At 63.9% G+C, this 25,331-nt stretch carries 27 protein-coding genes and 2 pseudogenes; 13 read left to right on the top strand and 16 right to left on the bottom strand.

The window, feature by feature from the left end; translation table 11 throughout:
* Window positions 1-74: 74 nt before the first annotated feature.
* The 8 genes from F3H26_RS10930 to secG form a co-directional block, all read right to left on the bottom strand.
* Window positions 75-824 (bottom strand): transporter substrate-binding domain-containing protein, encoded by a 750-nt coding sequence (locus tag F3H26_RS10930; RefSeq protein ID WP_149776086.1) that lies wholly within the window; start codon window positions 822-824, stop codon window positions 75-77.
* Between the two features lie 32 nt (window positions 825-856).
* Window positions 857-1,633 (bottom strand): ABC transporter ATP-binding protein, encoded by a 777-nt coding sequence (locus F3H26_RS10925; protein WP_149776085.1) that lies wholly within the window; start codon window positions 1,631-1,633, stop codon window positions 857-859.
* Window positions 1,634-1,752: 119 nt separating this feature from the next.
* Window positions 1,753-2,505: a phosphate/phosphite/phosphonate ABC transporter substrate-binding protein gene (locus tag F3H26_RS10920; RefSeq protein WP_149776128.1), complete on the bottom strand. Its 753-nt coding sequence runs from the start codon at window positions 2,503-2,505 to the stop codon at window positions 1,753-1,755.
* A 5-nt stretch (window positions 2,506-2,510) separates the two neighbouring features.
* Window positions 2,511-2,948, bottom strand: coding sequence for a tellurite resistance TerB family protein (locus F3H26_RS10915; protein ID WP_149776084.1), 438 nt, complete (start codon window positions 2,946-2,948; stop codon window positions 2,511-2,513).
* A 20-nt stretch (window positions 2,949-2,968) separates the two neighbouring features.
* Complete coding sequence (locus F3H26_RS10910; RefSeq protein ID WP_149776083.1) at window positions 2,969-3,418, bottom strand: tellurite resistance TerB family protein; 450 nt, start codon at window positions 3,416-3,418, stop codon at window positions 2,969-2,971.
* A 42-nt stretch (window positions 3,419-3,460) separates the two neighbouring features.
* Window positions 3,461-3,754: a DUF1330 domain-containing protein gene (locus F3H26_RS10905; protein ID WP_149776082.1), complete on the bottom strand. Its 294-nt coding sequence runs from the start codon at window positions 3,752-3,754 to the stop codon at window positions 3,461-3,463.
* A gap of 78 nt (window positions 3,755-3,832) precedes the next feature.
* Window positions 3,833-5,476: a CTP synthase gene (locus F3H26_RS10900; RefSeq protein ID WP_149776081.1), complete on the bottom strand. Its 1,644-nt coding sequence runs from the start codon at window positions 5,474-5,476 to the stop codon at window positions 3,833-3,835.
* Between the two features lie 158 nt (window positions 5,477-5,634).
* The gene (secG, locus tag F3H26_RS10895) at window positions 5,635-5,997 is read right to left on the bottom strand and encodes a preprotein translocase subunit SecG (RefSeq protein ID WP_149776080.1); all 363 of its coding nucleotides are present in this window, start codon (window positions 5,995-5,997) and stop codon (window positions 5,635-5,637) included.
* A 149-nt stretch (window positions 5,998-6,146) separates the two neighbouring features.
* Between secG and nthA the strand changes: the two are divergent.
* From nthA to F3H26_RS10865, 6 genes and pseudogenes are all read left to right on the top strand, one after another.
* Window positions 6,147-6,760: pseudogene (gene nthA, locus F3H26_RS10890) on the top strand (nitrile hydratase subunit alpha).
* On the top strand, window positions 6,757-7,434 hold the full coding sequence (gene nthB, locus F3H26_RS10885; RefSeq protein ID WP_149776079.1) for a nitrile hydratase subunit beta: 678 nt from the start codon (window positions 6,757-6,759) through the stop codon (window positions 7,432-7,434). Before nthA ends, nthB begins: the two are co-directional and overlap by 4 nt.
* The gene (locus F3H26_RS10880; protein ID WP_149776078.1) at window positions 7,431-7,766 is read left to right on the top strand and encodes a nitrile hydratase accessory protein; all 336 of its coding nucleotides are present in this window, start codon (window positions 7,431-7,433) and stop codon (window positions 7,764-7,766) included. The genes nthB and F3H26_RS10880 overlap by 4 nt, the downstream gene beginning before the upstream one ends.
* Window positions 7,767-8,395: 629 nt before the next feature.
* Window positions 8,396-9,204: pseudogene (locus F3H26_RS10875) on the top strand (IS5 family transposase).
* 306 nt (window positions 9,205-9,510) lie between these two features.
* The gene (locus F3H26_RS10870; protein WP_149776077.1) at window positions 9,511-10,806 is read left to right on the top strand and encodes an adenylosuccinate synthase; all 1,296 of its coding nucleotides are present in this window, start codon (window positions 9,511-9,513) and stop codon (window positions 10,804-10,806) included.
* The gene (locus F3H26_RS10865) at window positions 10,806-11,048 is read left to right on the top strand and encodes a DUF2842 domain-containing protein (protein ID WP_149776076.1); all 243 of its coding nucleotides are present in this window, start codon (window positions 10,806-10,808) and stop codon (window positions 11,046-11,048) included. Before F3H26_RS10870 ends, F3H26_RS10865 begins: the two co-directional genes overlap by 1 nt.
* Before the next feature lie 128 nt (window positions 11,049-11,176).
* Here the strand turns inward: F3H26_RS10865 and F3H26_RS10860 are convergent, their stop codons facing one another.
* Entirely contained in the window at window positions 11,177-12,844 is a 1,668-nt protein-coding gene (locus F3H26_RS10860) for a hypothetical protein (protein WP_149776075.1), read from the bottom strand.
* Window positions 12,845-12,966: 122 nt separating this feature from the next.
* On the opposite strand from F3H26_RS10860, the gene F3H26_RS10855 reads away from it, so the two are divergent.
* Window positions 12,967-13,674, top strand: a complete 708-nt coding sequence (locus tag F3H26_RS10855) for a thiamine diphosphokinase (RefSeq protein WP_149776074.1) — start codon at window positions 12,967-12,969, stop codon at window positions 13,672-13,674.
* Here F3H26_RS10855 and F3H26_RS10850 read toward each other — a convergent pair.
* From F3H26_RS10850 to F3H26_RS10835, 4 genes are all read right to left on the bottom strand, one after another.
* Window positions 13,619-14,533: a DMT family transporter gene (locus F3H26_RS10850; RefSeq protein WP_149776073.1), complete on the bottom strand. Its 915-nt coding sequence runs from the start codon at window positions 14,531-14,533 to the stop codon at window positions 13,619-13,621. The two genes, F3H26_RS10855 and F3H26_RS10850, sit on opposite strands and share 56 nt — an antisense overlap.
* A 49-nt stretch (window positions 14,534-14,582) precedes the next feature.
* The gene (locus F3H26_RS10845) at window positions 14,583-15,956 is read right to left on the bottom strand and encodes an L-serine ammonia-lyase (RefSeq protein WP_149776072.1); all 1,374 of its coding nucleotides are present in this window, start codon (window positions 15,954-15,956) and stop codon (window positions 14,583-14,585) included.
* Window positions 15,956-16,090 carry a hypothetical protein gene (locus F3H26_RS19845; protein WP_262504554.1) on the bottom strand — a complete coding sequence of 45 codons (135 nt, stop codon included), beginning with the start codon at window positions 16,088-16,090 and terminating at the stop codon, window positions 15,956-15,958. Before F3H26_RS19845 ends, F3H26_RS10845 begins: the two co-directional genes overlap by 1 nt.
* An 80-nt stretch (window positions 16,091-16,170) precedes the next feature.
* Window positions 16,171-16,398: a methyltransferase domain-containing protein gene (locus F3H26_RS10835; RefSeq protein ID WP_188127746.1), complete on the bottom strand. Its 228-nt coding sequence runs from the start codon at window positions 16,396-16,398 to the stop codon at window positions 16,171-16,173.
* A 176-nt stretch (window positions 16,399-16,574) separates the two neighbouring features.
* On the opposite strand from F3H26_RS10835, the gene rpiA reads away from it, so the two are divergent.
* From rpiA to F3H26_RS10805, 6 genes are all read left to right on the top strand, one after another.
* Entirely contained in the window at window positions 16,575-17,360 is a 786-nt protein-coding gene (rpiA, locus tag F3H26_RS10830; RefSeq protein WP_005982205.1) for a ribose-5-phosphate isomerase RpiA, read from the top strand.
* Window positions 17,361-17,469: 109 nt separating this feature from the next.
* Window positions 17,470-18,828 (top strand): glutathione-disulfide reductase, encoded by a 1,359-nt coding sequence (gor, locus tag F3H26_RS10825; protein WP_149776071.1) that lies wholly within the window; start codon window positions 17,470-17,472, stop codon window positions 18,826-18,828.
* Between the two features lie 72 nt (window positions 18,829-18,900).
* Window positions 18,901-20,049 (top strand): FtsH protease activity modulator HflK, encoded by a 1,149-nt coding sequence (gene hflK / locus F3H26_RS10820; protein ID WP_149776070.1) that lies wholly within the window; start codon window positions 18,901-18,903, stop codon window positions 20,047-20,049.
* Window positions 20,050-20,052: 3 nt separating this feature from the next.
* Complete coding sequence (gene hflC / locus F3H26_RS10815; RefSeq protein ID WP_149776069.1) at window positions 20,053-20,940, top strand: protease modulator HflC; 888 nt, start codon at window positions 20,053-20,055, stop codon at window positions 20,938-20,940.
* On the top strand, window positions 20,940-21,134 hold the full coding sequence (locus tag F3H26_RS10810) for a DUF2065 domain-containing protein (protein ID WP_149776068.1): 195 nt from the start codon (window positions 20,940-20,942) through the stop codon (window positions 21,132-21,134). Before hflC ends, F3H26_RS10810 begins: the two co-directional genes overlap by 1 nt.
* Window positions 21,135-21,315: 181 nt before the next feature.
* Window positions 21,316-22,755, top strand: a complete 1,440-nt coding sequence (locus F3H26_RS10805) for a DegQ family serine endoprotease (RefSeq protein WP_223162482.1) — start codon at window positions 21,316-21,318, stop codon at window positions 22,753-22,755.
* Between the two features lie 234 nt (window positions 22,756-22,989).
* Here the strand turns inward: F3H26_RS10805 and F3H26_RS10800 are convergent, their stop codons facing one another.
* From F3H26_RS10800 to F3H26_RS10790, 3 genes are all read right to left on the bottom strand, one after another.
* Entirely contained in the window at window positions 22,990-23,658 is a 669-nt protein-coding gene (locus F3H26_RS10800) for a Crp/Fnr family transcriptional regulator (RefSeq protein WP_149776066.1), read from the bottom strand.
* A gap of 122 nt (window positions 23,659-23,780) precedes the next feature.
* Window positions 23,781-24,386 carry an inner membrane-spanning protein YciB gene (locus F3H26_RS10795; RefSeq protein ID WP_149776065.1) on the bottom strand — a complete coding sequence of 202 codons (606 nt, stop codon included), beginning with the start codon at window positions 24,384-24,386 and terminating at the stop codon, window positions 23,781-23,783.
* Between the two features lie 17 nt (window positions 24,387-24,403).
* A complete protein-coding gene (locus tag F3H26_RS10790) occupies window positions 24,404-25,306 on the bottom strand; it encodes an EamA family transporter (protein WP_149776064.1) in 903 nt (300 codons plus the stop codon).
* Between the last annotated feature and the right edge of the window lie 25 nt (window positions 25,307-25,331).

Here is a 25,331-nt window from a genome sequence, read left to right as displayed (position 1 = left end):
CTTTCGAACGTCTGGCCCGGCGCGGGGCCGGGATGGGTTCGGCGCGCGTGGCGCCGAACCGCAGGACCGGATGCTTAGTTGGTGACGACCGAGCCGTCAGGTGCGTAGGTGGCGGTGTCCTCGCCGAACCACTTTTTAAGCATCTCGTTCAGGGTGCCGTCCTGTTTCATCGAGGTGATCGCGGCATCGAATTTTTCACGCAGTTCCGTGTCGCTTTCGCGCAGGCCCATGCCGATGCCACCGCCCAGCGGAACCGGATCGCCCACGAAGACCAGTTCGCCATTCGATTCCTCGACCAACGGCACCAGATAGTCGCGGTCGGCCAGAACGGCATCGGCTTCGCCGTTGCGCACGGCGGCGATGGTTTCCTCGGGGGTTGCGAATTCAACCAGGGTCGCGCCCGACTCGGCCACGTGGCCGGCCTGGATGGTCGCGGTCTGGGCGGCGACGACGCCGCTGGTCACGTCAACGTCGGGCGAGGTGGCCACATAGGCCGAAGCGGTCGGCGGGAAGTAGTCCTGGGTGAAGTCGATGACCTCGTCACGCTCGGCCGTGATCGACATGCCCGCGATGATGGTGTCGTAGTTGCCCGACACCAGGTTTGGAATGATCGAGTCCCAGTCGTTCTTGACCCATTCGCATTCCAGCTGGGCGCGTTTGCACAGCTCGTCGCCGACCTCACGCTCGAACCCGTCGATCTCGCCGGCGTCGTTGATGAAGTTGTACGGAGGATAGGCGCCCTCGGTGCCCATGCGGACCGTGTCGGCCATGGCCATGCCGGCGCCAAGCGCCAGTGCCGCGGTGGTCAGAATCAGGTTTTTCATTGGTAACTCCCCTGTTTGGTACTGTTCTGATGTTATGCCGCCATCGTGGCGGAGAGGAAGCCCCGAAGCCGTTCGGATTCGGGCGCGGAGAAGATATCTTCGGGCGAGCCTTCTTCTTCGATCAGGCCCTTGTGCAGAAACACCACGTGGCTTGAAATGTCGGCGGCCATCTGCATGTCATGGGTGACGATGATCATGGTACGGCCTTCGGCGGCCAGATCCTTGATCACCTTGATCACTTCCTGTTCCAGTTCGGGATCCAGCGCCGAGGTCGGTTCGTCGAACAACAGCGCCTCGGGCTCCATGCAGAGCGCGCGCGCGATGGCGGCGCGCTGTTGCTGGCCGCCCGACAGTTGCGCGGGATAGGCGTCGCATTTGTCGCCGATGCCAACCTTGTCCAGATATCTGCGGGCGCTGTCCTCGACCTCGTGCCGGTCACGGCCCAGCACGGTGATCGGGGCCTCCATCACGTTCTGCAGGATGGTCATGTGGGCCCAGAGGTTGAACTGCTGGAACACCATCGACAGGTTGGTGCGGATGCGCAGCACCTGCTTGGGATCGGCGGGGCGGCGATGATCGCGGGTTCCCGTCCAGCGCACCGGCTCGCCCTTGAACAGGATCTCGCCCTCCTGGCTGTCTTCCAGCAGGTTGCAGCAGCGCAGCAGGGTGGATTTGCCGGACCCCGATGACCCGATCAGCGACACCACGTCGCCGCGATGGGCGGTGATGTCCACTCCTTTGAGGACCTCGAGATTGCCAAAGCTTTTGTGCAGGTTCCTGATCTCGATGACGGGAGTGCTGTCTGTCACGGGTCGTCCTGGTGTTGTTGAGTGCGTTGGTGCGGTACTAGGGCCGAAAAACCAGAGCAATGCAATGCGCAAATGACAAGTTCAAGACCTGAAATCTCCGATTCGGCCAAGGACAGTGGTCAATTTGGCCAGCTTTCGGGCACTGCCGCCTCGGGCGGAGGCGGGTTGGGAACGGCAAGGTAGAGATCAGGCGCAATGTCGATCAACCCGCGGATGTGCAGCGCCGCGCGATCTGCCGGGGAAAGGTCTGAGATCGCGGCGCGAACCGCGGCGGCGACGGGTGCCGGATCGCGCGTGATCGCAGTGATGTAAGGCAGCGCCGGGGTGGGGCGCGTGGTTGCCACCGGGCGCAGGCGCCGGCCCAGATCGGTATGCTCTTGCAGCAGCACCCATGTCAGCGCGTCCAGTGCTGCAAAATCGGCATGTCCGTCGGCCACGGCTTGCGCCGACAGAGCGTGTCCGCCGGTTTCCAGCAGGCGCGCCGGTGCAAGGCCCAGTTCGGACAGATGCGTGATCGGGGCGGACCAACCCGATTGGGACAGGGCCTCGTTGTAGGCAAAAACACCGGTTGCCAATTCGGGCAGACCCCGCGCATCATCGGCGCAAGCGACGAAGACCGAACAATAGTACCCCGGCGGGCACCCCGGCAGGCCATAGTCGGGGGTGCCAACCAGATGCACCGTGCCGTGCAGCCGGGTGCGATAGGGCATGCCGCAGGTCTGGGCAAAGACCAGGTCAGGGTCCTGCCAGATCTCCCAGAAATCGCGATCACGGGTCAGTTGGCCCGGACCTTCAGCCAAATGCGTGCGAATCAGGCTCCAGAAGCGATCATTGACGGGCCGAAGGGCGGGCATGTCGTACATGCCCAGCATCGCCGTCACGATTTGGCCGCCTTCTGCCGGGCCCGGGCCGAGTCCACGTCGCTGATGCCCAGAAGGCTGACCACCAGCCGCAGCAGCGAGTCTTCGTCCTGTGACCGTTGACCGTCGGCCAGCGCCACCGACCACAGCGCCTGAACCACGCCGAGGCGGTGATCGTAGGGCACCGCATCCTTGATGGCGCGGGTGAAACGGACGGTGTCGGGCGCTTCGGCCTCGAGGTCCTCGGCCCGGGCACGCAGCCCTGCGGCCTCGAACGGGGACAGGCCGTAGCGCTCGGCCAGAACCTTGTCGATGCGCGACATCTCGGTGTCGGCATAGTCATCGTCGGACCGGGCAAGGCGTACCAGCAGGGCGGCCAAGGCCAGCCGGGCGTCGTCATCGGTCAGTGGACCGGGCTGCGGCTGGGTCAGCCGGGACAGGAAGGCGTTGAACATGCCGCAGATATAGCGGTGGCTCAGTCCGCGTCCAAGCGGCTTTGCACCCGTTCGCGCGCGGCCTGGCTGTCATTGTAGCTGAGCCCCATGGCAATGCGCGCCTCTTCCACGATCTTGATCTCGCCTTCATCCGAGTTTCCGTCGGCCAGCACGACCTCCCACAGGGCCTCCAGCGCGGCCAGCCGTTCCTGCAAATCCGTCGTTTCGCGGATCAGCTTGCCGAAGGTGTCGGTGTCGGGGGCGGCGGCGTGCAGCTTCTCGCAGGTGGCGCGGACCTTGGCGGCCTCGATCGCGTTGTGCTGATACAGGCGTGCCAGAATGCGGTCGATCAACCGGATCTCTTCCAGTTTGTAGTCGCGGTCGGCCTGAGCCACGCGCACCAGCAACGCGCCCAGAGCCAGTTCGGCGTCCGGGTCGGGCAAGGTGGTCTGTTGCTGCGGGCGAAACGCCTGAAAGAACTTTTTCAACATTGGCGCAGACTATTCCGTATTTTGTGGTCCGCCAAGCCCGGACTACCCGTCATAGCCTTCGATGATCACCAGATCACCCAGCGAGACCAGCTCGCGCAGGGCCTTGGCTTTCTGGTAGCCCGCGCTTTCATAGCAGGCCAACGCATCCTCGTAGCTTGGGAATTCGATCACCACGGTGCGGGCTCGGGCTGCACCTTCCTTGACCTGGCGCTGACCGCCGCGCACCAGAAACCGCGCGCCATAGGCGGCGAAGGGTTCGGCATTGGCGGCGATGTAGTTCTTGTAGGCCTCCATGTCGTTCACGTCGACATGCGCCACCCAGTATCCTTTGGCCATGAAACTGCCCCCTGCGGTTGTTCCGGGTCAAACTGACCCGGAACGGAATGCAACGCAAGCCCAAGCCGAAAGGCGGTGTCAGACCAGGCGCGAGGATTCCTTGGCCGCGCGCACGAAGTCCTTGAACAGCGGGTGCGGATCGAAGGGCTTGGACTTCAGTTCGGGGTGATACTGAACCCCGATGAACCACGGGTGGTCCGCCCATTCGACGATTTCCGGCAGGCGGCCGTCGGGACTCATGCCCGAGAATTTAAGGCCCGCCTTTTCCAGTTGTTCGCGGTACTTGATGTCCACCTCATAGCGGTGGCGGTGGCGTTCCTCGATGTCGCAGGTGCCATAGACCTTGGCCACCTTGGAGCCCTCGGTCAGAACCGCGTTGTAGGCGCCCAACCGCATGGTGCCGCCCTTGTCGTCGCCCACCTTGCGTTCGATCTTGGCGTTGCCCTGAACCCATTCCTTGAGGTGATAGACCACCGGTTCAAAGCGTTTCTTGCCGGCCTCGTGGTCGAATTCCTCGGACCCCGCCCCGGCGATGCCGGCCACGTTGCGGGCGGCCTCGATCACCGCCATCTGCATGCCCAGGCAGATGCCCAGATAGGGAACCTGATGTTCGCGCGCGTATTGCGCGGCCTTGATCTTGCCCTCGGTGCCGCGCTCGCCGAAACCGCCGGGCACCAGGATGGCGTGGAAACCTTCGAGATGCGGGCCGGGGTCCTCGGTGTCGAAGATCTCGGCATCGACCCATTCGACCTTGACCTTGACCCGGTTGGCCATGCCGCCATGAGTCAGCGCCTCGGCGATGGATTTGTAAGCGTCTTCCAGCTGGGTGTATTTGCCGACGATGGCCACCTTCACCTCGCCCTCGGCATGGTGGATGCGGTCGCTGACGTCTTCCCATTTCGACAGGTCGGGTTTGGGGGCCGGGCTGATCTGGAAGGCGTCCAAGACGGCCTGATCCAGCCCTTCCTTGTGATAGGCCAGCGGCGCGTCATAGATGGTGGACAGATCCTGCGCGGCGATCACCGCATCGGGGCGCACGTTGCAGAACAGGGCCAGCTTTTCGCGCTCTTTCTGCGGGATCGGACCTTCGGACCGGCAGACCAGGATGTCGGGGGCCAGACCGATCGAGCGCAGTTCCTTGACCGAGTGCTGGGTGGGTTTGGTCTTCAGCTCTCCGCTGGCTTTGATGTAGGGCAGCAGGGTCAGGTGCATGAAGATGCACTGGCCGCGCGGCTTGTCCTGGCTGAACTGGCGGATCGCCTCGAAGAAGGGCAGGCCCTCGATGTCGCCCACGGTGCCGCCGATCTCGCAGAGCATGAAATCGACTTCATCCTCGCCGATCGAGATGAAATCCTTGATCTCGTTGGTGACGTGCGGAATGACCTGAATGGTCTTGCCCAGATAGTCGCCGCGGCGTTCCTTCTCGAGCACGTTCATGTAGATGCGGCCCGAGGAAATGGAATCGGTCTTGCGTGCCGGAACGCCGGTGAAACGTTCGTAGTGGCCCAGGTCCAGGTCGGTTTCGGCGCCGTCATCGGTGACGAAGACTTCGCCATGTTCAAAGGGCGACATGGTGCCGGGATCGACGTTCAGATAGGGGTCGAGTTTACGCAGGCGCACCGAATATCCGCGTGCCTGCAGCAACGCGCCCAATGCGGCCGAGGCCAGCCCCTTGCCCAGCGACGAAACAACACCACCAGTGATGAAAATAAAACGCGCCATGTTTTTCGGCTGCTCCCGTGAGACGTCATTACCAACTGCCCGGCGGCCTGAAAAACCGCAGCATCACGGGACTTCATATATAGAGGATTCGCGCAAACAGCGCAAGAGAACCGCAAGATGCTGTTGCCGTTCTCTTTCAGGTTTCTAGGTTTTGTGGATCAGTCGGCCTGCGGAATCAGCGGCGCGTTGTCGCCCTGTGCCGGAGGCAGCAGATCTTCGGCCGGCGGAACCACCGGTGCGGTTTCCTCGGTTTCCACCGGGGCCGGAACGCCCAGCCGGTCGATGACCGATGTGCCAGCCGATTTCTGCGCCGCCAGAATCGTCAGCGTGATCGAAGTGACGATGAAACAGGCCGCAAGAATCCAGGTCAGTTTGCCCAACGCCGTCGCGGCTGCGCGGCCGGTCATGGCGCCGCCGCCACCGCCCATTCCAAGGCCGCCCCCCTCGGACCGCTGCATCAGAACGACGGCGATCAGGCCCAAAGCCAGAAGAAGGTGGATGACGAGAACGACGTTTTCCATGGTGGTCCTGTACGGCGTGGCGTGTATCGCCGGGTACTTAAGCAAGTTTGGGGGCAGGGGCAAGTCACGAGTTTTCCACAGCCGGATCCATCCGCGATTTTGCATCGAAAGATGTGGACAGGACGCGGTGCATCGCGCAGGCTTCGGCCATGCCACATGACGACCCCGATCACCCGCACGCCTTGCTGCCGCCCGAGCCCGCCCTGCGCGTGAAGGCGCTGGAAACGGTACTCATCCGCAAAGGCCTGATCGATCCGGCGGCGCTGGACGAGATCATCGACACCTATCAGAACCGGATCGGGCCACAGAACGGTGCGCGCGTCGTTGCAAAGGCATGGACCGACCCGGAGTTCAAATCCGGGCTGCTGAAGGATGCGACGCCACTGGTCGCCGATCTGGGCTATTACGGGCGGCAGGGCGAGCACATGGTGGTGGTCGAGAACACGCCGCAGCAGCACAACATGGTCGTCTGCACCTTGTGCAGCTGCTACCCGTGGCCGCTGCTGGGCATCCCGCCCTCCTGTACAAGTCCGACGCCTATCGCGCCCGCGCAGTGCGCGAGCCGCGAAAGGTCTTGGCAGAGTTCGGCGTGCGCTTGCCGCCCGAGACGGCGGTACGCGTGTGGGATTCGACGGCCGAGGTGCGCTATCTCGTCCTGCCGATGCGGCCACCGGGCACCGAGGGGATGAGCCAGGATGAACTTGCGGCGCTGGTCACCCGCGACAGCATGATCGGCACAGGGCTGCCCAAGGTGCCGGCATGACCCGCGTGCACGACATGGGCGGGCGGTTCGGGGATGGTCCGGTCCGGCCCGAGAAGGAAGAGGCCCCGGTCTTCGCCAAGGACTGGCAAGCGCGGGCGCTGGCCGTCACGCTGGCCGCGGGCGCGCTGGGGCAGTGGAACATCGACATGTCGCGCCACGCGCGCGAGCGGTTGTCGCCGCAAGACTATGCGCGGTTTTCCTATTACGAAAAATGGATCTCGGCCCTGGCTGACCTGTTGGTCGAAACGGGTGTGCTCAGCTTGGACGAGCTGCGCGGGGTGGACACCACGGCGGAACATCCGTTGGCGGTTCGGGCGCTGCAAGCTGGCGCCGTGGGAAAAGTTCTGGCCACGGGTGCTCCGGCCGACCGCCCTTCGAGCGTCGAGGTCGCGTTCGAGGTCGGGCAGTTGGTGCGTACGCGCCGGCCGGCGGGGAACCGGTTGGTCGGTGGCGGCCATACCCGATTGCCGAAATACGCCGCCGGAGCGCAGGGGCGGATCCTTCGCGTTCACGGGTCTCACGTGCTGCCGGATTCCAGCGCCCACGGACTGGGGGAAGCGCCTGAGCCGCTCTACGCCGTCGCCTTTCGGGCATCGCAACTTTGGACGCACCCCGAAAGCCCGCAGGACGAGGTTATCCTTGACCTTTGGCAAAGCTATCTGGAGCCGGCATGACGGTATGCCCGCCACCAATCCGACCTGACGTGGTGTTCGAACAACCCTGGCACGCACAGTTGTTCGCCACAACGGTTGCGCTGAACGAGGCGGGAAGGTTTTCCTGGGTTGAATGGACGGAGGTCTTTTCAAGCACCTTGAGGCGGTACGGTGTCGCCCGCGAACTGGATGGCAGCGAAGACTATTTCCTGGCCTGGCTGGAGACGCTCGAGACGCTTCTGATTTCCTCAGGTGCCGCCGAGCGCAGTGAGCTTGACGCTTTGTTCGAGGCTTGGAGGGCTGCGTTTCTGAGCACTCCACACGGGCGCCCGGTTCGACTTTCGCGCGAATAGGGGGCTCTGCCCCCGTCGCCCTTTCCGGGCGACTCCCCCGGGATATTTGGGGCCAGATGAATATGCGGTCACTTGGGACCGTTCCCACTTTTTGGGGCAGCCTGGCAGCGTTCCCGGGGTGTATCCGGGTTGGGCTTCACGCTGCCGTTTTTCAATCTTGACCGTCCGAAAATGCTTCCTTGAGCATTCTTCGCGCAGAAAAGAATGCGGCCGTTCCGTGTTGTGGTACGTCATCCTGTTTCCGATCACCCGCCTGGCTTGGAAACCGGTAATTTCTTCGAGATGGGCTACTTCCTGCATGGGTGAGGGCCACGGCCGCTCGATGAAGATGGTGTCCTGGCGGCGACACAGCCGATCCTTGCACATGTGCGCACCGGCTTCGTTCAGCTTGGCGCTCCGTGACGATCCGGCGAACTGCGACCCTTGTTTCGAGTTCGTGATCTTGGGGGGAGCGAACTTGCTGAATTGTTCTTCCAACCCCTCGACCATTGCCCGGCCATCGACCGCCAACCGCGGCGGAAAGCCAGGCTGCACCCGTGCGAAGGTGGTGCCGGCACATCAAACCGGGTTCGGCCAATCGATCCGCATCTTCTTCAGCAGACAGAAATAGACTGGATGCCGCTGGCTGATTGTGGGGCGTTTGTGGTTTGCGGCTGCAGTGTCCCAAACTTGCCCCTTTCTTCCCGAAGTCGCACGGCAAGCCAAGGGTCGATGACAGGCGGGTGTAGAGTGGGATTATCTTCATCAACTGCAATGGGTTGCGCTGGCGGGATGCTCCTCGGGAATATGGTCCGTACAGGACACTCTACAAATTCTGGAAGCGTTGGAGCGAGAAAGGCATCTTCACGCAGATAGGTGGTCGGCCTGGCTGGCGAACACGGCGCGGAAAAGACCGTGATGATCGACGCAACTCATCTGATGGCACACCGCACAGCGATCAGCATGGCCGTAAAAAAGGCGGCGTGGACGCCTGATCCGTTGCCCGGCAGGCAATTGCAAAGCAACCTGCCGAGAGGGGCCGCACCAAGGGCGGCATGAATATCAAGCTGTACGCCATCTGCGACAGTCGGGGCCGGCCACTCAACTGGTTTGTCACTGCTGGTCAGGTCAGCGATTACATCGGGGCACGGGCTTTGCTGAGCTGTTTGGCAAAATATGGACTGGCTGCTGGGAGTATCGAGGATACGACGCTGCTTGGTTCGGGGAAGCGTTGAAAGACAAAGGGATACGCCCCTGCATCCCTAGCCGGCAACAGCGGAAGAAACCGGCGAAATACGACAAGCGCCGCAACCGCATCGAGATCATGTTCGGCAGCCTCAAGGACTGGCGGCGTGTGGCAACCCGGTACGACCGTTGCCCAAAGGTCTTCCTCTCAGCAATCGCGCTCGCAACCGTCGTCATGTTCTGGCTAAGCGACCTGACCCCAGGGCAAACTTGATAGCGCGCCGCGAACGTCCGTTTCGTCTGGTTGCGACTCAGCGCCACAAGCGCGACATTGACCTTGAGTTGATCTGTAAACGTTCGACGTTTCACTGTCCGCGCATTTTTCCAACGAGGTTGAATACACCTTGGCCAGCTGTCCGATTTTCCAGGACCACTTCACCCCTTCATCTGGCCCGAAATATCCCCGCCGGAGGCATCGCGCGCCAGCGCGATCGAGTACTGCGTCGAATTACCGGTTTCCCTGCTGCCTGTGCCTCGCTATACGGTCCGGGTTTGGAAAATCAGCACAAAAGGACCGGATATGGCCAATGTTGTTGTTGTCGGCGCCCAATGGGGTGACGAAGGAAAAGGCAAGATCGTCGACTGGCTGAGCGAGCGGGCAGACGTGATCGCGCGTTTTCAGGGCGGGCACAACGCCGGGCATACGCTGGTTATTGACGGCAAGGTCTACAAGCTGCACGCCCTGCCGTCAGGAGTGGTGCGCGGCGGCAAGCTGAGCGTTATCGGCAACGGGGTCGTGCTGGATCCGTGGCACCTGTTGAATGAGATCGAAACGATTCGCGGGCAGGGGGTCGAGATCACGCCCGATACGTTGATGATTGCCGAGAATACCCCCTTGATCCTGCCGATCCACGGAGAGCTGGACCGGGCGCGTGAAGAGGCCGCAAGCAAAGGGACCAAGATCGGCACGACTGGCCGTGGCATCGGGCCGGCCTATGAAGACAAGGTGGGGCGCCGCTCGGTACGGGTGGCCGATCTTGCGGATGATGCGACGCTGGAGGCCCGGGTCGACCGGGCATTGCAGCATCACGACCCGCTGCGCAAGGGGTTGGGCATTGCTCCGGTCGATCGCGATGCCCTGATCGCGCAACTGAAGGAGGTCGCAAAGCAGATCCTTCCGTTTGCCGCCCCGGTCTGGAAAGTGCTCAACGAAAAGCGCAAGGCGGGCAAGCGCATCCTGTTCGAGGGCGCGCAGGGTGCGTTGCTGGATATCGATTTCGGCACCTACCCGTTCGTGACGTCGTCAAACGTGATTGCCGGTCAGGCCGCGACGGGCGTGGGCATCGGGCCCGGATCCATCGATTTCGTTCTGGGCATCGTCAAGGCCTATACGACCCGGGTGGGTGAAGGGCCTTTCCCGACCGAGCTGCATGACGCGGACGGGCAGCGTCTGGGTGAGCGCGGACACGAGTTCGGGACCACCACGGGGCGCAAGCGGCGTTGCGGCTGGTTTGACGCCTGTCTGGTACGCCAGACCTGCGCAACCAGCGGGGTCAACGGTATTTCGCTGACCAAGCTGGATGTTCTGGACGGTTTTGACACGCTGAAGATCTGTGTCGGCTATGAGTTGGATGGGCAGCGCCTGGACTATCTGCCCACGGCCGCCGAACAGCAGGCGCGCTGCAAACCGATCTATGAGGAGCTGCCGGGCTGGAGCGAATCCACCGAAGGCGCGCGCAGCTGGGCCGATCTTCCGGCCAACGCGATCAAATACGTGCGTCGGGTCGAAGAACTGATCGAATGCCCGGTGGCCTTGTTGTCCACCAGCCCGGAGCGGGACGACACCATCCTGGTGACCGACCCGTTTGCAGACTGATGGGCAGGCAGCAAGAAACCGGTCTCAGCTACAAGGCGCGCAGGCGGTGGTCGTTGGTGCTGCTGCTGGTGGGGCTGCCGCTCTACATCGTGGGCGTCGTCACCGTGCTGAACTGGCTGGGCCGCCCTCCGATCTGGCTGGAGCTGCTGGTGTATGTCGGGCTTGGGGTCCTGTGGGCGCTTCCGTTCAAATTCGTGTTCAGGGGGGTGGGGCAGGCCGACCCCGATCAGGATCAGGACTAAGCGCCCCACTGTCCCTGAGCAAAAACGCGTGATCGGGGCGCGATCGGCTTCCCAAAGAACCCATGTCAGCCGCGCAAAAAAGGCCGGAGAAAAATCTCCGGCCCGATTGGTCAGTCGTGGGGGCCTTGTCAGCCCGCGGCGCGTTTGTCCTCGGGCCGGAAGCCGATCTGGTTCGAGGCGGCAAAGCGCCCACCGCCGGCTTTTTCGATCTTGCCGTCGCGCAGCAACTGGCCGAACGACCGCAAGCTTTCCTCGCGGTTGAACTCGTCCTGTTTCAAGGCGCGAACCTTGTTCATCAGCTGAGGGCGCGAGAACTGTTCCTGCCCCTCGATGAACGACAGGTAGGCGGCCGCGGCCTCGAGCAGTTCGGGCAGCGACTGCGCGCTCTGTTCTTGCGCGAACCGGGCAAACCCGCCTTCGTCGGGTGTCGAGTCCGCCGCTTCGGCCGTCACGCGGCGCGGGGTCACCGGGCCCGCCTCTGGGGCGTCCGTGTCGACCCGCTGCTCGGCCACCAATTTGAGGGGGGCGGCTTTATCCGATTCCGGGCGCATGCTGGTTACCTGAATCTCGGGGCGGCGCGGGCTGACGACCGAGGCCAGATCGCCGCGGTATTTTTCGTCCTCGGCAGCCGTATCGTCACCGCTCGCCTCGCGCTCGGCTTCGGTGGCCGCGACGGCCGTGCGCAGATGCGAATAGGTCTCTCGCGTGTCGGCAGTGGCCGGATCGTCCAGTTCGGCATCCGCTTTCTGCAGCAGGCGCAGAACGTCCGTGTCCAGCTCATCGTCGTCCGCATGGTCAGCCGGCGTTTCCATTTCGGACTCGATCGCGGAGATTTCGCGCAGGATGTTTTCCTCGTCCTCGACCGTCAGGGTGCCGGTTGCCTCGTCGGCGTCGTCTTCGCTTAGAATGTTGAGGATGTCGTCGACATCGGGCTGGGCGTCGTCCTCGAGATCCTCGAATAGGGCTTCTTCGACCTCGGCTTCCGGTTCGATCGTGGTGGCACGTGCCTCGGGCACCATCTCGTCAGACCCGTCGTCCACGGTCACTGCCGCCTCGGCTTGGGGCGGTTCAACGGACAGATCGTCGTCGGCATCTGCGGCTTGAGGAGGCAGGTCGGAGTCCACGTCGGTCTGATCGGCCAACTCGATGGAGGCACCTGTTTCTGCGGCACTGTCCACATGGGCATCCGGCTGGGCCTTGATTGGGTCCGCACCGGCGGTGGACGGGATATCGGGCTGCCGGGGGCTGGCTGCCTCCGTTTCCAGGTCGTCCGGGGCCAGGGCGCCCGACGCGAAGGCGGCCGAAATGGCGTCGACCTGGGGTTCGGTTGCAGCCAGAAAGCCGGTCTCATCTTCTTCGGTGTAAGGCGCCGGGGGGTGGTCACCGTGGGAAACCACCGCGCGGATACGCTGCAGTTTCGCGGCGATGCTGTCCGCGGCCGGGGCGCGCGCGACAGGGTCTTGCGGGTCAGGGAGGGGAGGGGTCATGGAGGGGGTCCGGGTGTCAGCAGTCATGGGGCTCGATGCGGTCGAAGGGGGCCGATTCGAGGCGCGCAGCAGCACCCCGTTCTCGCCGGGGCGGGCCTCGACGTGGCGCGCGGTGTCACGTTGCGCGATGCGGGCCAGCATTTCGGCATCGGGTTGCGGAGGTTCAGAACCGAAATAGCGATCTTCCGCGGCGAGATCGCGGAAGTATTCGGCAATCGCCTTCATCGTTTCGAAGGAATCGTCGAACCCTTCCAGCGTGCAGGAAAAAGTCCCGTAGGAAACGGTCAACACCTTGTTGTTCTGTACCATCAGACGCACGTCCTTTACACAATAACACAGCCAAACTCGCAACCGCGGCGCAGAATCGGCTCAAGCAACTGTTCTGATGAACCTATCATTTTGTGGTCTGAATGTGTCCAAAAGCGGGAAAAATGGTCAATCTTGGAAAAAACGGCGAAATTGTTCATTCTGATTGGCCAATCGGGCTGTTTGGTGGCGGAGAAATCGGCCCCGGCGATCTGGATCTGGCGCTGAGCCGCGTCAGGCTGGCCGTTGCGGCGGATGGGGGCGCCGCGGGGTTGATCGATTCGGGGCGCGTCCCGGATGCGGTGATCGGCGATTTCGACTCGCTTTCCAGCCGCCATCGCGCGCAGGTGCCGGCCGAGCGGCTGTTTCCAATCCGCGAACAGGACAGCACCGATTTCGACAAGGCCCTGCGCAATATTCGAGCACCGTTGGTGTTGGGTGTCGGGTTCCTGGGCGGGCGGCTGGACCACCAACTGGCTGTGTTCAATGCCATGGTGCGTTGGCCGGATCGGCCCTGCATCCTTTTGGGGTCGCAAGAGGTGGTGTTCCACGCGCCGCCGCATGTGACGTTGCAGATCCCGCCGGGTGACACGGTGTCATTGTTTCCGTTCCGACGGGTGACCGGGCACAGCCGGGGGTTGGAATGGCCCATCGACGGATTGGTGCTGGAACCCGACGGGCGTGTGGGCACGTCGAACCGGGCACTGTCGGACGTCACGCTGGCGGTGGACGGGCCGGGCTTGATCGTGATGGTGCCGCGCGGCGCGCTGGATCAGGTCATGCAGGCGTTTGCGTCCGGGCAGACAGGGCGGTGGCCCGCTCGCGCAGAATGACATAGAGGCCGGCACCCACGGTGATGGCGATCCCCAAGGCGGCCAGACCGTTGGGCAGGTCGCGGAAGATCAACCAGCCGATCAACGTGGCGACGGGGATTTCCAGGTACTGCATCGGGGCCAGCGTGGCCGATGGCGCATAGCGCAGCGACCACGTCATCAACAGGTGCGCGACCGTGCCCAATACCCCGATGGACAGCAGCAGGCCGTAGGGCGCGTTGGCCGGCAGCGTCAGCGACAGGGCAGGCAGGTCTGCGGATGCGCCGATTGTCAGAATCGGCAGCAAGAGCAGCGTGGCCACCACGCCCGACACCGCCTGCAGGGCGATCGGGTCGGTCTCTTTGGCGATCTGCCGCGTGACCAGCATGAACAGGGCGAAAACCACCGCAACGATCAGCGGCAGCAATGCGGGGGCGCCCACCTGGGCAAAGCTGGGCTGGATCACCAGCAGGGTGCCGGCAAAGCCGATGATGCAGGCGATCAGGCGGCGGGGGCCGACCTCTTCGCCCAGAACGTAGCGCCCCAGCAGCAACATGATGAACGGCATGACGAAGGCGATGGCCACCGCATCGGCCAGCGGCAGGAATTGCAGCGCGCTGAACATCGCGCCGATGCCGAAGATATGCAGCAGCGTGCGCAGCGCGGTCAGCCGCAGAACGCGCCCGCGCATCCGCCACGGACGGCCGGTCAGCGCCACCAGAGGGATCAGGAGCGCAGCCTGCACCGCGAACCGCGCCAGGACCAGCAGGCCCAGCGGCATGGTCTCGCCCAACAGCTTGGCCAGCGCGTCGCCCAGCGGGGCCAGCACGCAGAATCCAAGCATCAGAACGATGCCGAAGACGGGGCGATCCTGGGTCATGGCCCGAACGCTAGGTCAAGCGGCGGGCCGGCGAAAGGCCAAAAGCGTCTCAGCAGTTGGGCACGTTGACGGCCAGTCCGCCCAGCGAGGTCTCCTTGTACTTCTCGTGCATGTCATGGCCGGTCTGGCGCATGGTCTCGATCACCGCATCCAGCGGCACGAAATGCTGCCCGTCTCCGCGCAGGGCCAGCGACGCTGCCGAAACCGCCTTGATCGCGCCCAGGCCGTTGCGCTCGATGCAGGGAACCTGCACCAGCCCGGCGACCGGGTCGCAGGTCATGCCCAGATGATGCTCCAGCGCGATTTCGGCGGCGTTTTCCACCTGTTCGGGCGTGCCGCCCATCACCGCGCACAGGCCCGCAGCCGCCATGGCCGAGGCGCTGCCCACTTCGGCCTGACACCCGGCCTCGGCGCCCGAGATCGAGGCGTTGTACTTCACCAGCCCGCCGATGGCGGCGGCGGTCAGCAGGAAATCCTCGATATGGCTTTCCGAGGCGCCGGGGACGTGGTCGAGGTAATAGCGCAGCACCGCCGGCAGCACGCCCGCCGCACCGTTGGTGGGGGCGGTGACGACCTGACCGCCGGCGGCGTTTTCCTCGTTCACCGCCATCGCATAGACGCTCATCCAGTCGTTGATCGTGTGCGGCGCGTTCAGGTTCATGCCGCGTTCGGCCAACAGCGCGTCATGGATCGCCTTGGCGCGGCGCCGCACCTTGAGGCCGCCGGGCAGGATGCCGTCGGTGCTCAGCCCGCGCTCGATACAGGCGTTCATCACCTCCCACAGGCGGGCGGTGCCCTTCGCGAAACTGTCGGCGCAGCCGCGCGCGATCTCGTTGGCGCGTTTCATTTCGGCGATGGTCTTGCCGCTGGCGCGGGCCATTTCCAGCATCTCGGCCGCGGTGTGGAACGGGAAGGGCACGGGGGGGCCGTCGTTGGTGTCCTTGCCTTCGGCCAGTTCCTCTTCGGTCAGGACAAAGCCGCCGCCGACCGAGTAGTAGACCTGCCGCAGGATCACGTCGCCCTGCGCGTCGGTGGCCATCAGGATCATGCCGTTGGCGTGGCCCGGAAGCGCGTTGTCATAGTCAAAGATCAGGTCCGCCTTTGGGTCGAAGCGCAGGGTGGGCAGGCCTTCGGGCGAGACGCTGCGGGTGTCGGCGATGGCGGCCAGGGTCGCCTCGGCCTTGTCGTGGTCATAGGTGTCGGGGGTGAACCCGGCCAGACCCAGGATCGTGGCCCGATCGGTGGCGTGGCCGACCCCGGTAAAGGCCAGCGAGCCATGCAGCGAGGCGCGCAGCCCCGCAAACTCGAACGGCGAGGCGCGCATCAGGTCCAGGAACCGGGCCGCGGCCACCATCGGCCCCATCGTGTGGGACGAGGACGGGCCGATGCCCACTTTGAACATGTCGAAGACGGAAAGAAACATCAGGTGGCAGACCCTTCTGTCGGATTGGCATGGGTGGGTGCGGTGCGATTGGGCAGGCCCATCACTTCCAGCGCCAGCCGGATCACCAGCGCGGCGCTGTCTGGGGCGGAGTGCAGGAGATACCGTTCAGTCATGGAACCAAAATACCCAGCCCGCCAGCTGCGCGAACATACGATTGCGACGTTTCCGATAGGAAACGCGTATTTCCGACACATTAATTCGTCAATGGCAAGGATCGGTTTTTGTGCGCCACCCAGACGAAATGGGTGATCGACATGAAAAACCGGCCCGCGTCTGCAAGGGCGCGTTGCTCATCGGGCCAGGCTGTTGCCACGGCCTCGGGGATGTTGCCGGACTGGATGGCGAAGTCCTGCATCAGTCGAATCATCAGGGCCAGTCCATCCGGGCGCAGGGCGGTATCGCAGAACGTCACAGGCTTCATGTGGTCCGGTTGAAACCAGAAATCCCGCCGTGGATATTCCGAATTTCAGCATGGTGCCCCTTCGGGCTGTCCTGACCGAATTTCTTGTTCGGACGAAGGAAACCACGCCCTTCCCCCTCGCACCCGCGGAGGGGATTGCCTATAAGGGGTCGAATTTTGAACTCTGCGAGGTTGCAATGACCCAGAAACTGTCACCGATCGACACTGCCAAGCGCGTCGCCGCCTACCGGGCGGCCGAGATGGTCGAGGACGGAATGCGCGTGGGCCTGGGCACCGGGTCGACGGCGGCCTGGCTGGTGCGCCGACTGGGCGAGCGCGTGAAGAACGAGGGCCTGAAGATCAGGGGCGTTCCGACCTCGACCGCAACGGCGCAGCTGGCGCGCGAGGTGGGTATCGAGGTGGTCTCGCTGGATCAGGCCGGGTGGCTGGACCTGACCATCGACGGGGCCGACGAGTTCGACGGCGAGCTGAACCTGATCAAGGGCGGCGGCGCGGCCTTGCTGCAGGAAAAGATCGTGGCCACGGCCAGCGACCTGATGGTGGTGATCGCCGATGCCGGCAAGGAGGTCGAGACGCTGGGCGCCTTTCCCCTGCCGATCGAGGTGATTCCCTTCGGCTGGCAGACCACGCGGACGCTGGTCGAGGAACTGCTGGATTCGATGGATGTTCTGGGCACGTCGGCCACGTTGCGGATGAACGGCGAGGCCCCGACCGTCACCGACGAAGGCAACCACATCCTGGACCTGCACCTGCAGCGTATCGGCAACCCGCGGCAACTGGCGCTGGCCCTGAACCAGATCCCCGGCGTGGTGGAGAACGGGTTGTTCATCGACATCTGCGACAAGGTGGTGATCGGGTTCGGCGATGGCCGGGTCGAACTGCGCGACATCAACGAAGGCACGATTCAGCTGGACCGGCTGGGCGAGGGCGACGACAACCTGTTCTCGGACCTGGCCGACTGACCGGGGCGTTCACGCGCCCGTGTGGTATCGATGCCCGGGGGTTGGCAGGTTGTGTTGCGCCCCCACATACCCAAGACACTTCGAGGCAGGCTGACAGAAGGAACGCGGCATGAGCTTTGACTATGATCTTTTCGTCATCGGCGGCGGCTCGGGCGGGGTCCGCGCGGCGCGGGTGGCGGCGGGTGAAACCGGCGCCAAGGTCGCGCTGGCCGAAGAAGACCGGTACGGCGGAACCTGCGTGATCCGGGGCTGTGTGCCCAAAAAGCTGATGGTGTTCGCCAGCGAATATTCGGGCATGGTCGAAGACGCCCGCGCCTATGGCTGGGACATCCAGCCGGGTGCGTTCGACTGGCAGCAGTTTCGCGGAAAACTGCACACCGAGCTGGACCGGCTGGAAGGCGTCTATCGCAACATCCTGAAGAACAACGGCGTCGAAAGCTTTGACCAGCGGGCAAAACTGGTCGATCCGCATACGGTCGAGCTGGCCGACGGCACGCGCAAGACCGCCAGGCACATCCTGATCGCAACCGGCGGGCGGCCGGTGGTGCCCGAGTTTCCGGGCTCGGACCTGGCGATCACCTCGAACGAGATCTTCCATTTGGAGAAGCTGCCCGAGACCATGCTGATCGTCGGCGGCGGCTATATCGCCTGCGAGTTCGCCGGAATCATGAACGGCCTGGGTGTCAAGACCACGCAGCTCTATCGCGGGGCACAGATTCTGCGGGGGTTCGACGACGAGGCGCGCGGGCTGATCTGCGAAGAGATGTGCCAGAACGGTGTCGACGTGCATTTGGGCACCAACGTGCTGGAGATGGCGCGCGAGGGCGACCAGATCCGGGTCAAGGCGACCAACGGCACCGAGCGGCTGTTCGACGTGGTGATGTATGCCACGGGCCGGGCGCCGAACGCCGACGATCTGGGGCTCGAGGCGCTGGGCGTCGAGCGGGGCCGCAAGGGGCAGATCATCGTGGATGAATACAGCCAGACGGCGGTGCCCTCGATCTATGCCATCGGCGACGTGACCGACCGGGTGAACCTGACGCCGGTCGCGATCCGCGAAGGGATGGCCTTTGTCGAGACCGTGTTCAAGGGCAACCCGACCCCGGTGGATCACGAGCTGATCCCGACCGCGATCTTCACCCAGCCCGAGATGGGCACCGTGGGGCTGAGCGAGGAAGCCGCCGCCGCGCAGGAGCCGATCGAGGTCTATGCGACTTCGTTCAAGCCGATGCAGAAGGCGTTCGCGGGCGGCACGCAGCGGGTGTTGATGAAACTGATCGTCAGCCAGGCCACCCGCAAGGTGCTGGGGTGTCACATCGTCGCCCCCGGCGCGGGCGAAATGATCCAGTTGGCGGGCATCGCGGTCAAAATGGGCGCGACAAAGGAAGATTTCGATCGCACGGTTGCGGTTCATCCGGTGATGGCCGAAGAACTGGTAACCATGCGGCAACCCGTGCGTACCGCTTGATTTGCAAGCGCGCGCACACAGGTTACAAGTGATCCCGTAAGCTCACGGGCCAAAACAAGGGAAATGAAACACATGGCGGGCAACAGCGGAGGCCCCTGGGGGGGCGGAGGCTCATCCGGTGGCGGAGGAAACCGGGGAAACAATGGCGGCGGGCGACGTCCGCCCGAAGGTGACGGGCCGCAGATCCCCGAGATCGACGAATTGATGAAAAAGGGCCAGGAGCAGCTGCGCGTGCTGATGGGCGGGCGTGGCGGCGGTGGTCGCGGCAGCAATGGCTCCGGCCAGGGCGGCGGTGGCGGCCCGGCGATCACCAAGGGCACGATCCTGCTGGGCGGGGTCGCCGCCCTGCTTCTGTGGGGCTTTGCCAGCGCCTACACGGTCAAGCCCGAAGAACAGTCGGTTGAACTGCTGTTCGGCCGCTTCTCCGGGATCGGCACCGAAGGTCTGAACTTTGCCCCGTGGCCGGTGGTCACGGCCGAGGTGATCCCGGTGAAGGTCGAACAGACCGAAACCATCGGCTCGGGCGGACGCGGCACCGATGCGGGGCTGATGCTGACGGGCGACGAAAACATCGTCGACATCGATTTCCAGGTGGTCTGGAACATCTCGAACCCGGCGGATTTCCTGTTCAACCTGCGCGACCCGCGCGAAACCATCCGTGCGGTGTCGGAGTCGGCCATGCGCGAGATCATCGCGCAGTCGGACCTGGCGCCGATCCTGAACCGCGACCGTGCGGTCATCGCCGAGCGGCTTGAGGAGCTGATCCAGTCGACGCTGGACAGCTATAATTCGGGCATCAACATCGTCCGTGTGAACTTTGACGGTGCCGACCCGCCAGAGCCGGTCAAGGACGCCTTCCGCGAGGTCCAGTCGGCCGGGCAGGAACGCGACCGGCTTGAAAAGCAGGCCGATGCCTATGCCAACCGGGTACTGGCCGGCGCGCGCGGTGAAGCCGCGCAGGTGCTGGAAGAGGCCGAGGCCTATCGCGCCCAGGTCGTCAACGAAGCCCAGGGTGAGGCCAGCCGATTCAGCGCGGTTCTGGAAGAATATTCCAAGGCGCCGGACGTGACCCGCAAACGTCTGTACCTGGAACGGATGGAGCAGGTTCTGGGCGACGTGGACAAGATCATCCTGGACGAGAGCGCAACCGGACAGGGGCAGGGCGTCGTGCCCTATCTGCCGCTGAACGAACTGCGCCGCAATTCGGGCGAGGGGAACTAAGACATGCGTAAATCATCCTTTCTCCTGCCGGCCATTTTTGTGGTTCTGGTGATCGCCCTGTCGGCGATCTTTATCGTGGACGAGCGTGAAAAGGCGCTGGTTCTGCAATTCGGCCGGGTGGTCGACGTCAAGGAAGAGCCGGGCCTGGCCTTCAAGATTCCGATCATCCAGGAGGTCGTGCGCTATGACGACCGTATCCTCAGCCGCGAGGTCGGGCCGCTGGAAGTCACGCCGCTGGATGACCGCCGCCTGGTGGTCGATGCGTTCGCGCGCTATCGGATCGCCGACGTGCGCCAGTTCCGCGAGGCCGTGGGCGCCGGTGGCATCGACACTGCCGAGCAGCGTCTGGACTCGATCCTGCGCGCCAAGACGCGCGAGGTTCTGGGCTCGGTCAGCTCGAATGACATCCTCAGCTCGGACCGGGCGGCGCTGATGCTACGCATCCGCAACGGCGCGATCGCCGAGGCCCGCGATCTGGGTCTTGAAGTGATCGACGTGCGCCTGAAACGCACCGACCTGCCGCAGGCCAACCTCGAGGCGACCTTTGCCCGGATGCGCGCCGAGCGGGAACGCGAGGCGGCCGACGAAGTGGCCCGGGGTGAGGAAGCCGCGCAGCGGATCCGCGCCCAGGCCGACCGGACCGTGGTCGAGCTGGTCTCCGAGGCCCGCCGCGAGGCCGAGATCGTCCGCGGTGAGGCCGATGCGCAGCGCAACGCGATCTTTGCCGAAGCCTATGGCAAGGACCCGGAGTTCTTCGAATTCTACCGGTCGTTGGCGGCTTACGAGAACGCCTTGAAGGGCGGCAACAGCTCGTTGGTTCTCAGCCCCGATTCCGAGTTCTTCAACTATCTCGGATCGCCGACCGGGCGCCGTGGAGCGGCGGCCGAGTGATGGGCATGGTCTTGCTGGCCTTCGGGCTGGTGCTGATTGTCGAGGGGCTGGCCTATGCGCTGGCCCCTTCGCTTGTCGAGCGCATGCTCGAAGTGCTGCGCAGCCTGCCCGAACCGGCGCGGCGGCTGGTTGGGCTGCTGTGCATGGTCAGCGGTTTCATCCTGCTCTGGGCCGCGTATCAGGCGGGGTTTTGACCCGCAGCGGTCAAACACCGGTGAATTCCCGCACTTACCGAGTTGCGGGGCGGTGCAAACTGACTACATTGTTTGCAAAAGGGGCGCGCCTTGGCGGGCCTGATGGCGATTGTCGACAAGGAGAGACCAAGTGCAGGTATTAGCACGCAGTGTATCCGTCCGCCGGGACGAAGTGGTTACCATGACGCGGTTGATGTGGTTGTCTTTGGCCACGGCGATCCTGCTGCTGGCCCAGACCGTGGCCGCGCAGGCCCGGCTGGAAAGTCTGGCGCCCCTGGTCGACAAGATCAGCCCCGCGGTGGTCAACATCACCACCACCACCCTGATCGAGGGGCAGGCGGGGCCGCGGGGAATCGTGCCCGAGGGGTCGCCGTTCGAGGATTTCTTTCGCGAATTCCAGGACCGCAATGGCGGCGAAGACAACCGCCCCCGCCGCAGCAATGCGCTGGGTTCGGGCTTCGTGATTTCCGAGGATGGTTTCATCGTCACCAACAACCACGTCATCGCCGAGGCGGATGAAATCCTGATCGAATTCTTCCCGGGTGACGGACAGCCAAAGAAAGAGCTGCCGGCCAAGGTCGTCGGCACCGACGAGAAGACCGACATTGCCCTGCTCAAGGTCGAGGCGTCGGGGCCGCTGAAATACGTCACCTTCGGTGACAGTGATACGGCGCGCGTCGGTGATTGGGTCATCGCGATGGGCAACCCGCTGGGGCAGGGGTTCTCGGTCTCGGCAGGGATCGTGTCGGCGCGCAATCGCGAACTCAGCGGCACCTATGACGATTACATCCAGACCGATGCAGCGATCAACCGGGGCAACTCGGGCGGGCCGCTGTTCAACATGGACGGTCAGGTGATCGGCGTGAACACCGCGATCCTGTCGCCCAACGGCGGCTCGATCGGCATCGGGTTTTCGATGGCATCGAACGTCGTGGTCAAGGTGGTCGACCAACTGCGCGAATTCGGCGAAACCCGCCGCGGTTGGCTGGGCGTGCGCATCCAGGACGTGACCGAGGACATGGCCGAGGCGATGGGGCTGGACAAGCCCGGCGGGGCGCTGATCAGCGATGTGCCGGACGGCCCCGCGAAAGAGGCGGGCCTGTTGCCGGGCGACGTGATCCTGAGCTTTGACGGAGTCGAAGTGAAGGACACGCGCGCGCTGGTGCGCCAGGTCGGGGAAACTCCGGTCGGCAAGGCGGTTCGCGTCGTGGTGATGCGCGACGGGGCGACCAAGACCGTGGTGGTCACGCTGGGCCGCCGCGAAGACGCCGAGCGGGCCGAGCAGGGCGCCGCTGACGAGTCTCAGGCGCCGGTCGAAGAGGACGCCACCGTTCTGGGCCTGACGATCGCTCCGCTGACGAATGCGCTGCGCGAGGATCTGGGGCTGGATGCGACCGCCGAAGGTCTTGTGATCATGGATGTCGACGAGGCGTCCGAGGCCTTTGACAAGGGCCTGCGGGCCGGTGACATCATCACCGAGGCCGGCCAGCAGAAGGTCAGCACCATCGCCGAGCTCGAGGCCCGTATGGACGAGGCCCGCGAGGCCGGGCGCAAGTCGCTGTTGCTGCTGGTACGGCGCGGCGGCGACCCACGTTTCGTGGCGCTGAGCCTCGAGGAGTAGGCGCGCCAAGATTGGACGGATTGGCCGGGGCTGCATGCTCCGGCCATTTTTTGTCGCAACCGAACGCAAAAAGAGCCACATTCCGGGGAGGCACATGGCTCTGGTGCAGGGACAGGCCAGTGGACAGATATCGGGGATGATACGCTGGCCCCCTACGTTAACGTCTATCGGTATAGTCTATGGTCCGTGCCCTGTATGTGATGCGGATCACATCGGCCGTGGTATTCCGAAACCTCAGATCAGATCGGATTCTGCAAGCTGTCGCAAGGCGTCGAAATCATGGATCTGTACCCCCCCGCGCGAGGCTTCGACCACGTTGTTGCGTTTCCAGGTGGCGATGGTCTTGGACACGGCCTCGCGTGTGGCGCCGACGAATTCGGCCAGTTCGCTTTGCGACAGGGCAATTCGGGCGCTGGGTAGCTCTTGCTGGTTTGCGAGGTGCAACAGCTTGCGCGCAAGGCGTACGGGCATCGGCAGGAAGACCTGCTCGTTCAGCTGCGCCCCCATCCAGCGCATCCGCAGCCCGGCCAGACGGATCATGTCCACCGCAAGGTCCGGGTGTTCACGGATCTGGTTCATCACGTCATTGCGGCGCACGCGCAGCACCCGCGACGGCTCGGCCGCCGTGATGGTGGCGGTGCGGGGGCCGCTGTCGAACAGGGCGATCTCGCCGAACACTTCGCCCGGCCGCATCAGGCTGAGCGCCAGTTTGCGGCCGCTCATGGCCAGGAACGAGACCTCGAGCATGCCTTCCATCAGCGCATAGAGCGCATCGCCCTCGTCGCCCTGTTCAAACAGCACTTCTCCTTGCGCCAGGGAAACGGGGGTTGCCAGGCTGGACAGCATGACGCGCAACCGTTCGGACGCTTCGGAAAGAAACCCGCTGTTGGGAAATGCTGTCATGGACGACACGAGGCCTCGGTCGGGAACTTGGTGGGTGGTGGTGTGTCAGCTTTCCACAGCTTGCGCGTCAAGCCAAGGATTTTGTGTGGTTTTCCGCCGATGTCGGCCCGCCGGCCGGTGTCTTAGTTCTGGTCCGGGTCGTCCATGTAGCTTTGCAGGATGCTGAATTGCAGCATCAGGAACCCCATCAAGGCGATCGGGAATCCAAAGGTTTCGATCTTGACCCACAGATCGGTGGAGAGGGTGCGCCAGACCAGTTCATTGGCCACTGCCAGCACGGCGAAACAGGCGCACAGGCGGCGCGTCAGGATCATCCAGCCTTCGTGGCGCATGGGCAGCATCTCGTCGAGAACATAGGCGAGGTAGGACTTGCCCTGCAGCAGACCGATGCCCAGCATCAGCGAGAAGAACCCGTAGACCAGCGTGGTCTTCATCTTGAAGAACCGCTCGTCGTTGAACCAGGCGGTCAGGCCACCGAAGAAGATGACCATGATGGCGGTGAAGATCTGCATCCGGCTGAGCTTGCCGGTCAGGTACCACAGGATGCCCATCGCCCCCAGCATCAGCGGAACGAAGATGATGGTGGCCACGATGAAGCCGGAATATTCGGTGCCGCCGATCGGAAAGCTGTCGTCGCGCAGGCGCAGGTAGATGAAGAAGAAAGCCAGCGGTGGTCCCAGTTCCAGCACTTGTTTCAGAAACGGATTGATCTCTTTCTTGTCTGCCATGCCTGTCGTCCTGCTGTTCACCCGCCCATTTCAACTATTACCGCGCCCAATGCAATCAATGCCATCAGGATTATGCGCCGAGGCCCCACGGTTTCTTTCAGGGCCAGCCAGCCGATCAGGGCGGCAAAGACGGTCGAGGTTTCGCGCAGTACCGCGGCTTCGCCGACCTTGTCCAGCCGGGTGGCCAGCATGATCGCTCCGAAAGACATGGGGGCGATCAGCCCGCCTGCAAGCCCCCGCAGCATCAACGGCCCGATCGCCGGGCGGTGAACCATCGCCCGCCAGCGCAGGAAGGCGTAGATCGGCATGGTCGCTCCGTCGATCATGAAGAACCAGGCCAGAAAGGTGAACGGATCGGCCGTGGCGCGGATGCCGTAGGCGTCATAGGTGGTGTAGAGCGCCACGAAGAGGCCGGTTGCAACCGCAAGGGCCAATGCGATGCCCAGGGTCTCGCGGTTGGTTTCCAGGAAGCGGAAATTGTAGGCGGCCAGCCCGAAGATGCCCGTCAGCAGCACGGCGACGCCCAGCCATTGGGTCAGCGAGAAGGTTTCTTTGAACAGAAGATAGGCGCCGATGACGGTGAACAGCGGGCCGGTGCCGCGCACCACCGGGTAGACCACGGTGTAGGACCCTTTGGTATATGCCATCGCCTGCAGCGTTTTGTAGGCGACATGGATCAGCCAGACCACGGCGAATATCGGCCACATGAAGGGCTCGGGCCAGGGCACGACGAAGAACGCAAAAGGCGCAGCCATCAGGCAATAGCAGGCGTCAATCGCCCCGCGCGACAGCCAAGGGTCGTGCCGACCCTTCTGCAGCGCGCCGAACACCGCGTGCAGGAAGGCCGCCATCAGGGCAAGGGCCAGGGCCAGCCTGTGTCCGGCCTCGGTGCCTTCGAGGGAGATCAGCCAGTCGCTCACTCTGCGGGTCTTTCGCTGGTGGAGA

This window comes from Ruegeria intermedia, assembly GCF_900129345.1.
Classification (GTDB): Bacteria; Pseudomonadota; Alphaproteobacteria; order Rhodobacterales; family Rhodobacteraceae; genus Ruegeria; species Ruegeria intermedia.
Note: the sequence above shows the minus strand (reverse complement) of the source record. Positions and strands in the feature narration are given on the sequence as shown.

Excerpts from the sequence above, each read along its gene's own strand:
- F3H26_RS10930 (WP_149776086.1), bottom strand. The coding sequence starts at position 824 with ATGAAAAACCTGATTCTGACCACCGCGGCACTGGCGCTTGGCGCCGGC.
- F3H26_RS10920 (WP_149776128.1), bottom strand. The coding sequence starts at position 2,505 with ATGCTGGGCATGTACGACATGCCCGCCCTTCGGCCCGTCAATGATCGC.
- F3H26_RS10915 (WP_149776084.1), bottom strand. The coding sequence starts at position 2,948 with ATGTTCAACGCCTTCCTGTCCCGGCTGACCCAGCCGCAGCCCGGTCCA.
- F3H26_RS10910 (WP_149776083.1), bottom strand. The coding sequence starts at position 3,418 with ATGTTGAAAAAGTTCTTTCAGGCGTTTCGCCCGCAGCAACAGACCACC.
- F3H26_RS10905 (WP_149776082.1), bottom strand. The coding sequence starts at position 3,754 with ATGGCCAAAGGATACTGGGTGGCGCATGTCGACGTGAACGACATGGAG.
- F3H26_RS10900 (WP_149776081.1), bottom strand. The coding sequence starts at position 5,476 with ATGGCGCGTTTTATTTTCATCACTGGTGGTGTTGTTTCGTCGCTGGGC.
- secG (WP_149776080.1), bottom strand. The coding sequence starts at position 5,997 with ATGGAAAACGTCGTTCTCGTCATCCACCTTCTTCTGGCTTTGGGCCTG.
- nthB (WP_149776079.1), top strand. The coding sequence starts at position 6,757 with ATGACCCGCGTGCACGACATGGGCGGGCGGTTCGGGGATGGTCCGGTC.
- F3H26_RS10880 (WP_149776078.1), top strand. The coding sequence starts at position 7,431 with ATGACGGTATGCCCGCCACCAATCCGACCTGACGTGGTGTTCGAACAA.
- F3H26_RS10870 (WP_149776077.1), top strand. The coding sequence starts at position 9,511 with ATGGCCAATGTTGTTGTTGTCGGCGCCCAATGGGGTGACGAAGGAAAA.
- F3H26_RS10865 (WP_149776076.1), top strand. The coding sequence starts at position 10,806 with ATGGGCAGGCAGCAAGAAACCGGTCTCAGCTACAAGGCGCGCAGGCGG.
- F3H26_RS10860 (WP_149776075.1), bottom strand. The coding sequence starts at position 12,844 with ATGGTACAGAACAACAAGGTGTTGACCGTTTCCTACGGGACTTTTTCC.
- F3H26_RS10855 (WP_149776074.1), top strand. The coding sequence starts at position 12,967 with ATGGTCAATCTTGGAAAAAACGGCGAAATTGTTCATTCTGATTGGCCA.
- F3H26_RS10850 (WP_149776073.1), bottom strand. The coding sequence starts at position 14,533 with ATGACCCAGGATCGCCCCGTCTTCGGCATCGTTCTGATGCTTGGATTC.
- F3H26_RS10845 (WP_149776072.1), bottom strand. The coding sequence starts at position 15,956 with ATGTTTCTTTCCGTCTTCGACATGTTCAAAGTGGGCATCGGCCCGTCC.
- F3H26_RS19845 (WP_262504554.1), bottom strand. The coding sequence starts at position 16,090 with ATGACTGAACGGTATCTCCTGCACTCCGCCCCAGACAGCGCCGCGCTG.
- F3H26_RS10835 (WP_188127746.1), bottom strand. The coding sequence starts at position 16,398 with ATGAAGCCTGTGACGTTCTGCGATACCGCCCTGCGCCCGGATGGACTG.
- rpiA (WP_005982205.1), top strand. The coding sequence starts at position 16,575 with ATGACCCAGAAACTGTCACCGATCGACACTGCCAAGCGCGTCGCCGCC.
- gor (WP_149776071.1), top strand. The coding sequence starts at position 17,470 with ATGAGCTTTGACTATGATCTTTTCGTCATCGGCGGCGGCTCGGGCGGG.
- hflK (WP_149776070.1), top strand. The coding sequence starts at position 18,901 with ATGGCGGGCAACAGCGGAGGCCCCTGGGGGGGCGGAGGCTCATCCGGT.
- hflC (WP_149776069.1), top strand. The coding sequence starts at position 20,053 with ATGCGTAAATCATCCTTTCTCCTGCCGGCCATTTTTGTGGTTCTGGTG.
- F3H26_RS10810 (WP_149776068.1), top strand. The coding sequence starts at position 20,940 with ATGGGCATGGTCTTGCTGGCCTTCGGGCTGGTGCTGATTGTCGAGGGG.
- F3H26_RS10805 (WP_223162482.1), top strand. The coding sequence starts at position 21,316 with ATGACGCGGTTGATGTGGTTGTCTTTGGCCACGGCGATCCTGCTGCTG.
- F3H26_RS10800 (WP_149776066.1), bottom strand. The coding sequence starts at position 23,658 with ATGACAGCATTTCCCAACAGCGGGTTTCTTTCCGAAGCGTCCGAACGG.
- F3H26_RS10795 (WP_149776065.1), bottom strand. The coding sequence starts at position 24,386 with ATGGCAGACAAGAAAGAGATCAATCCGTTTCTGAAACAAGTGCTGGAA.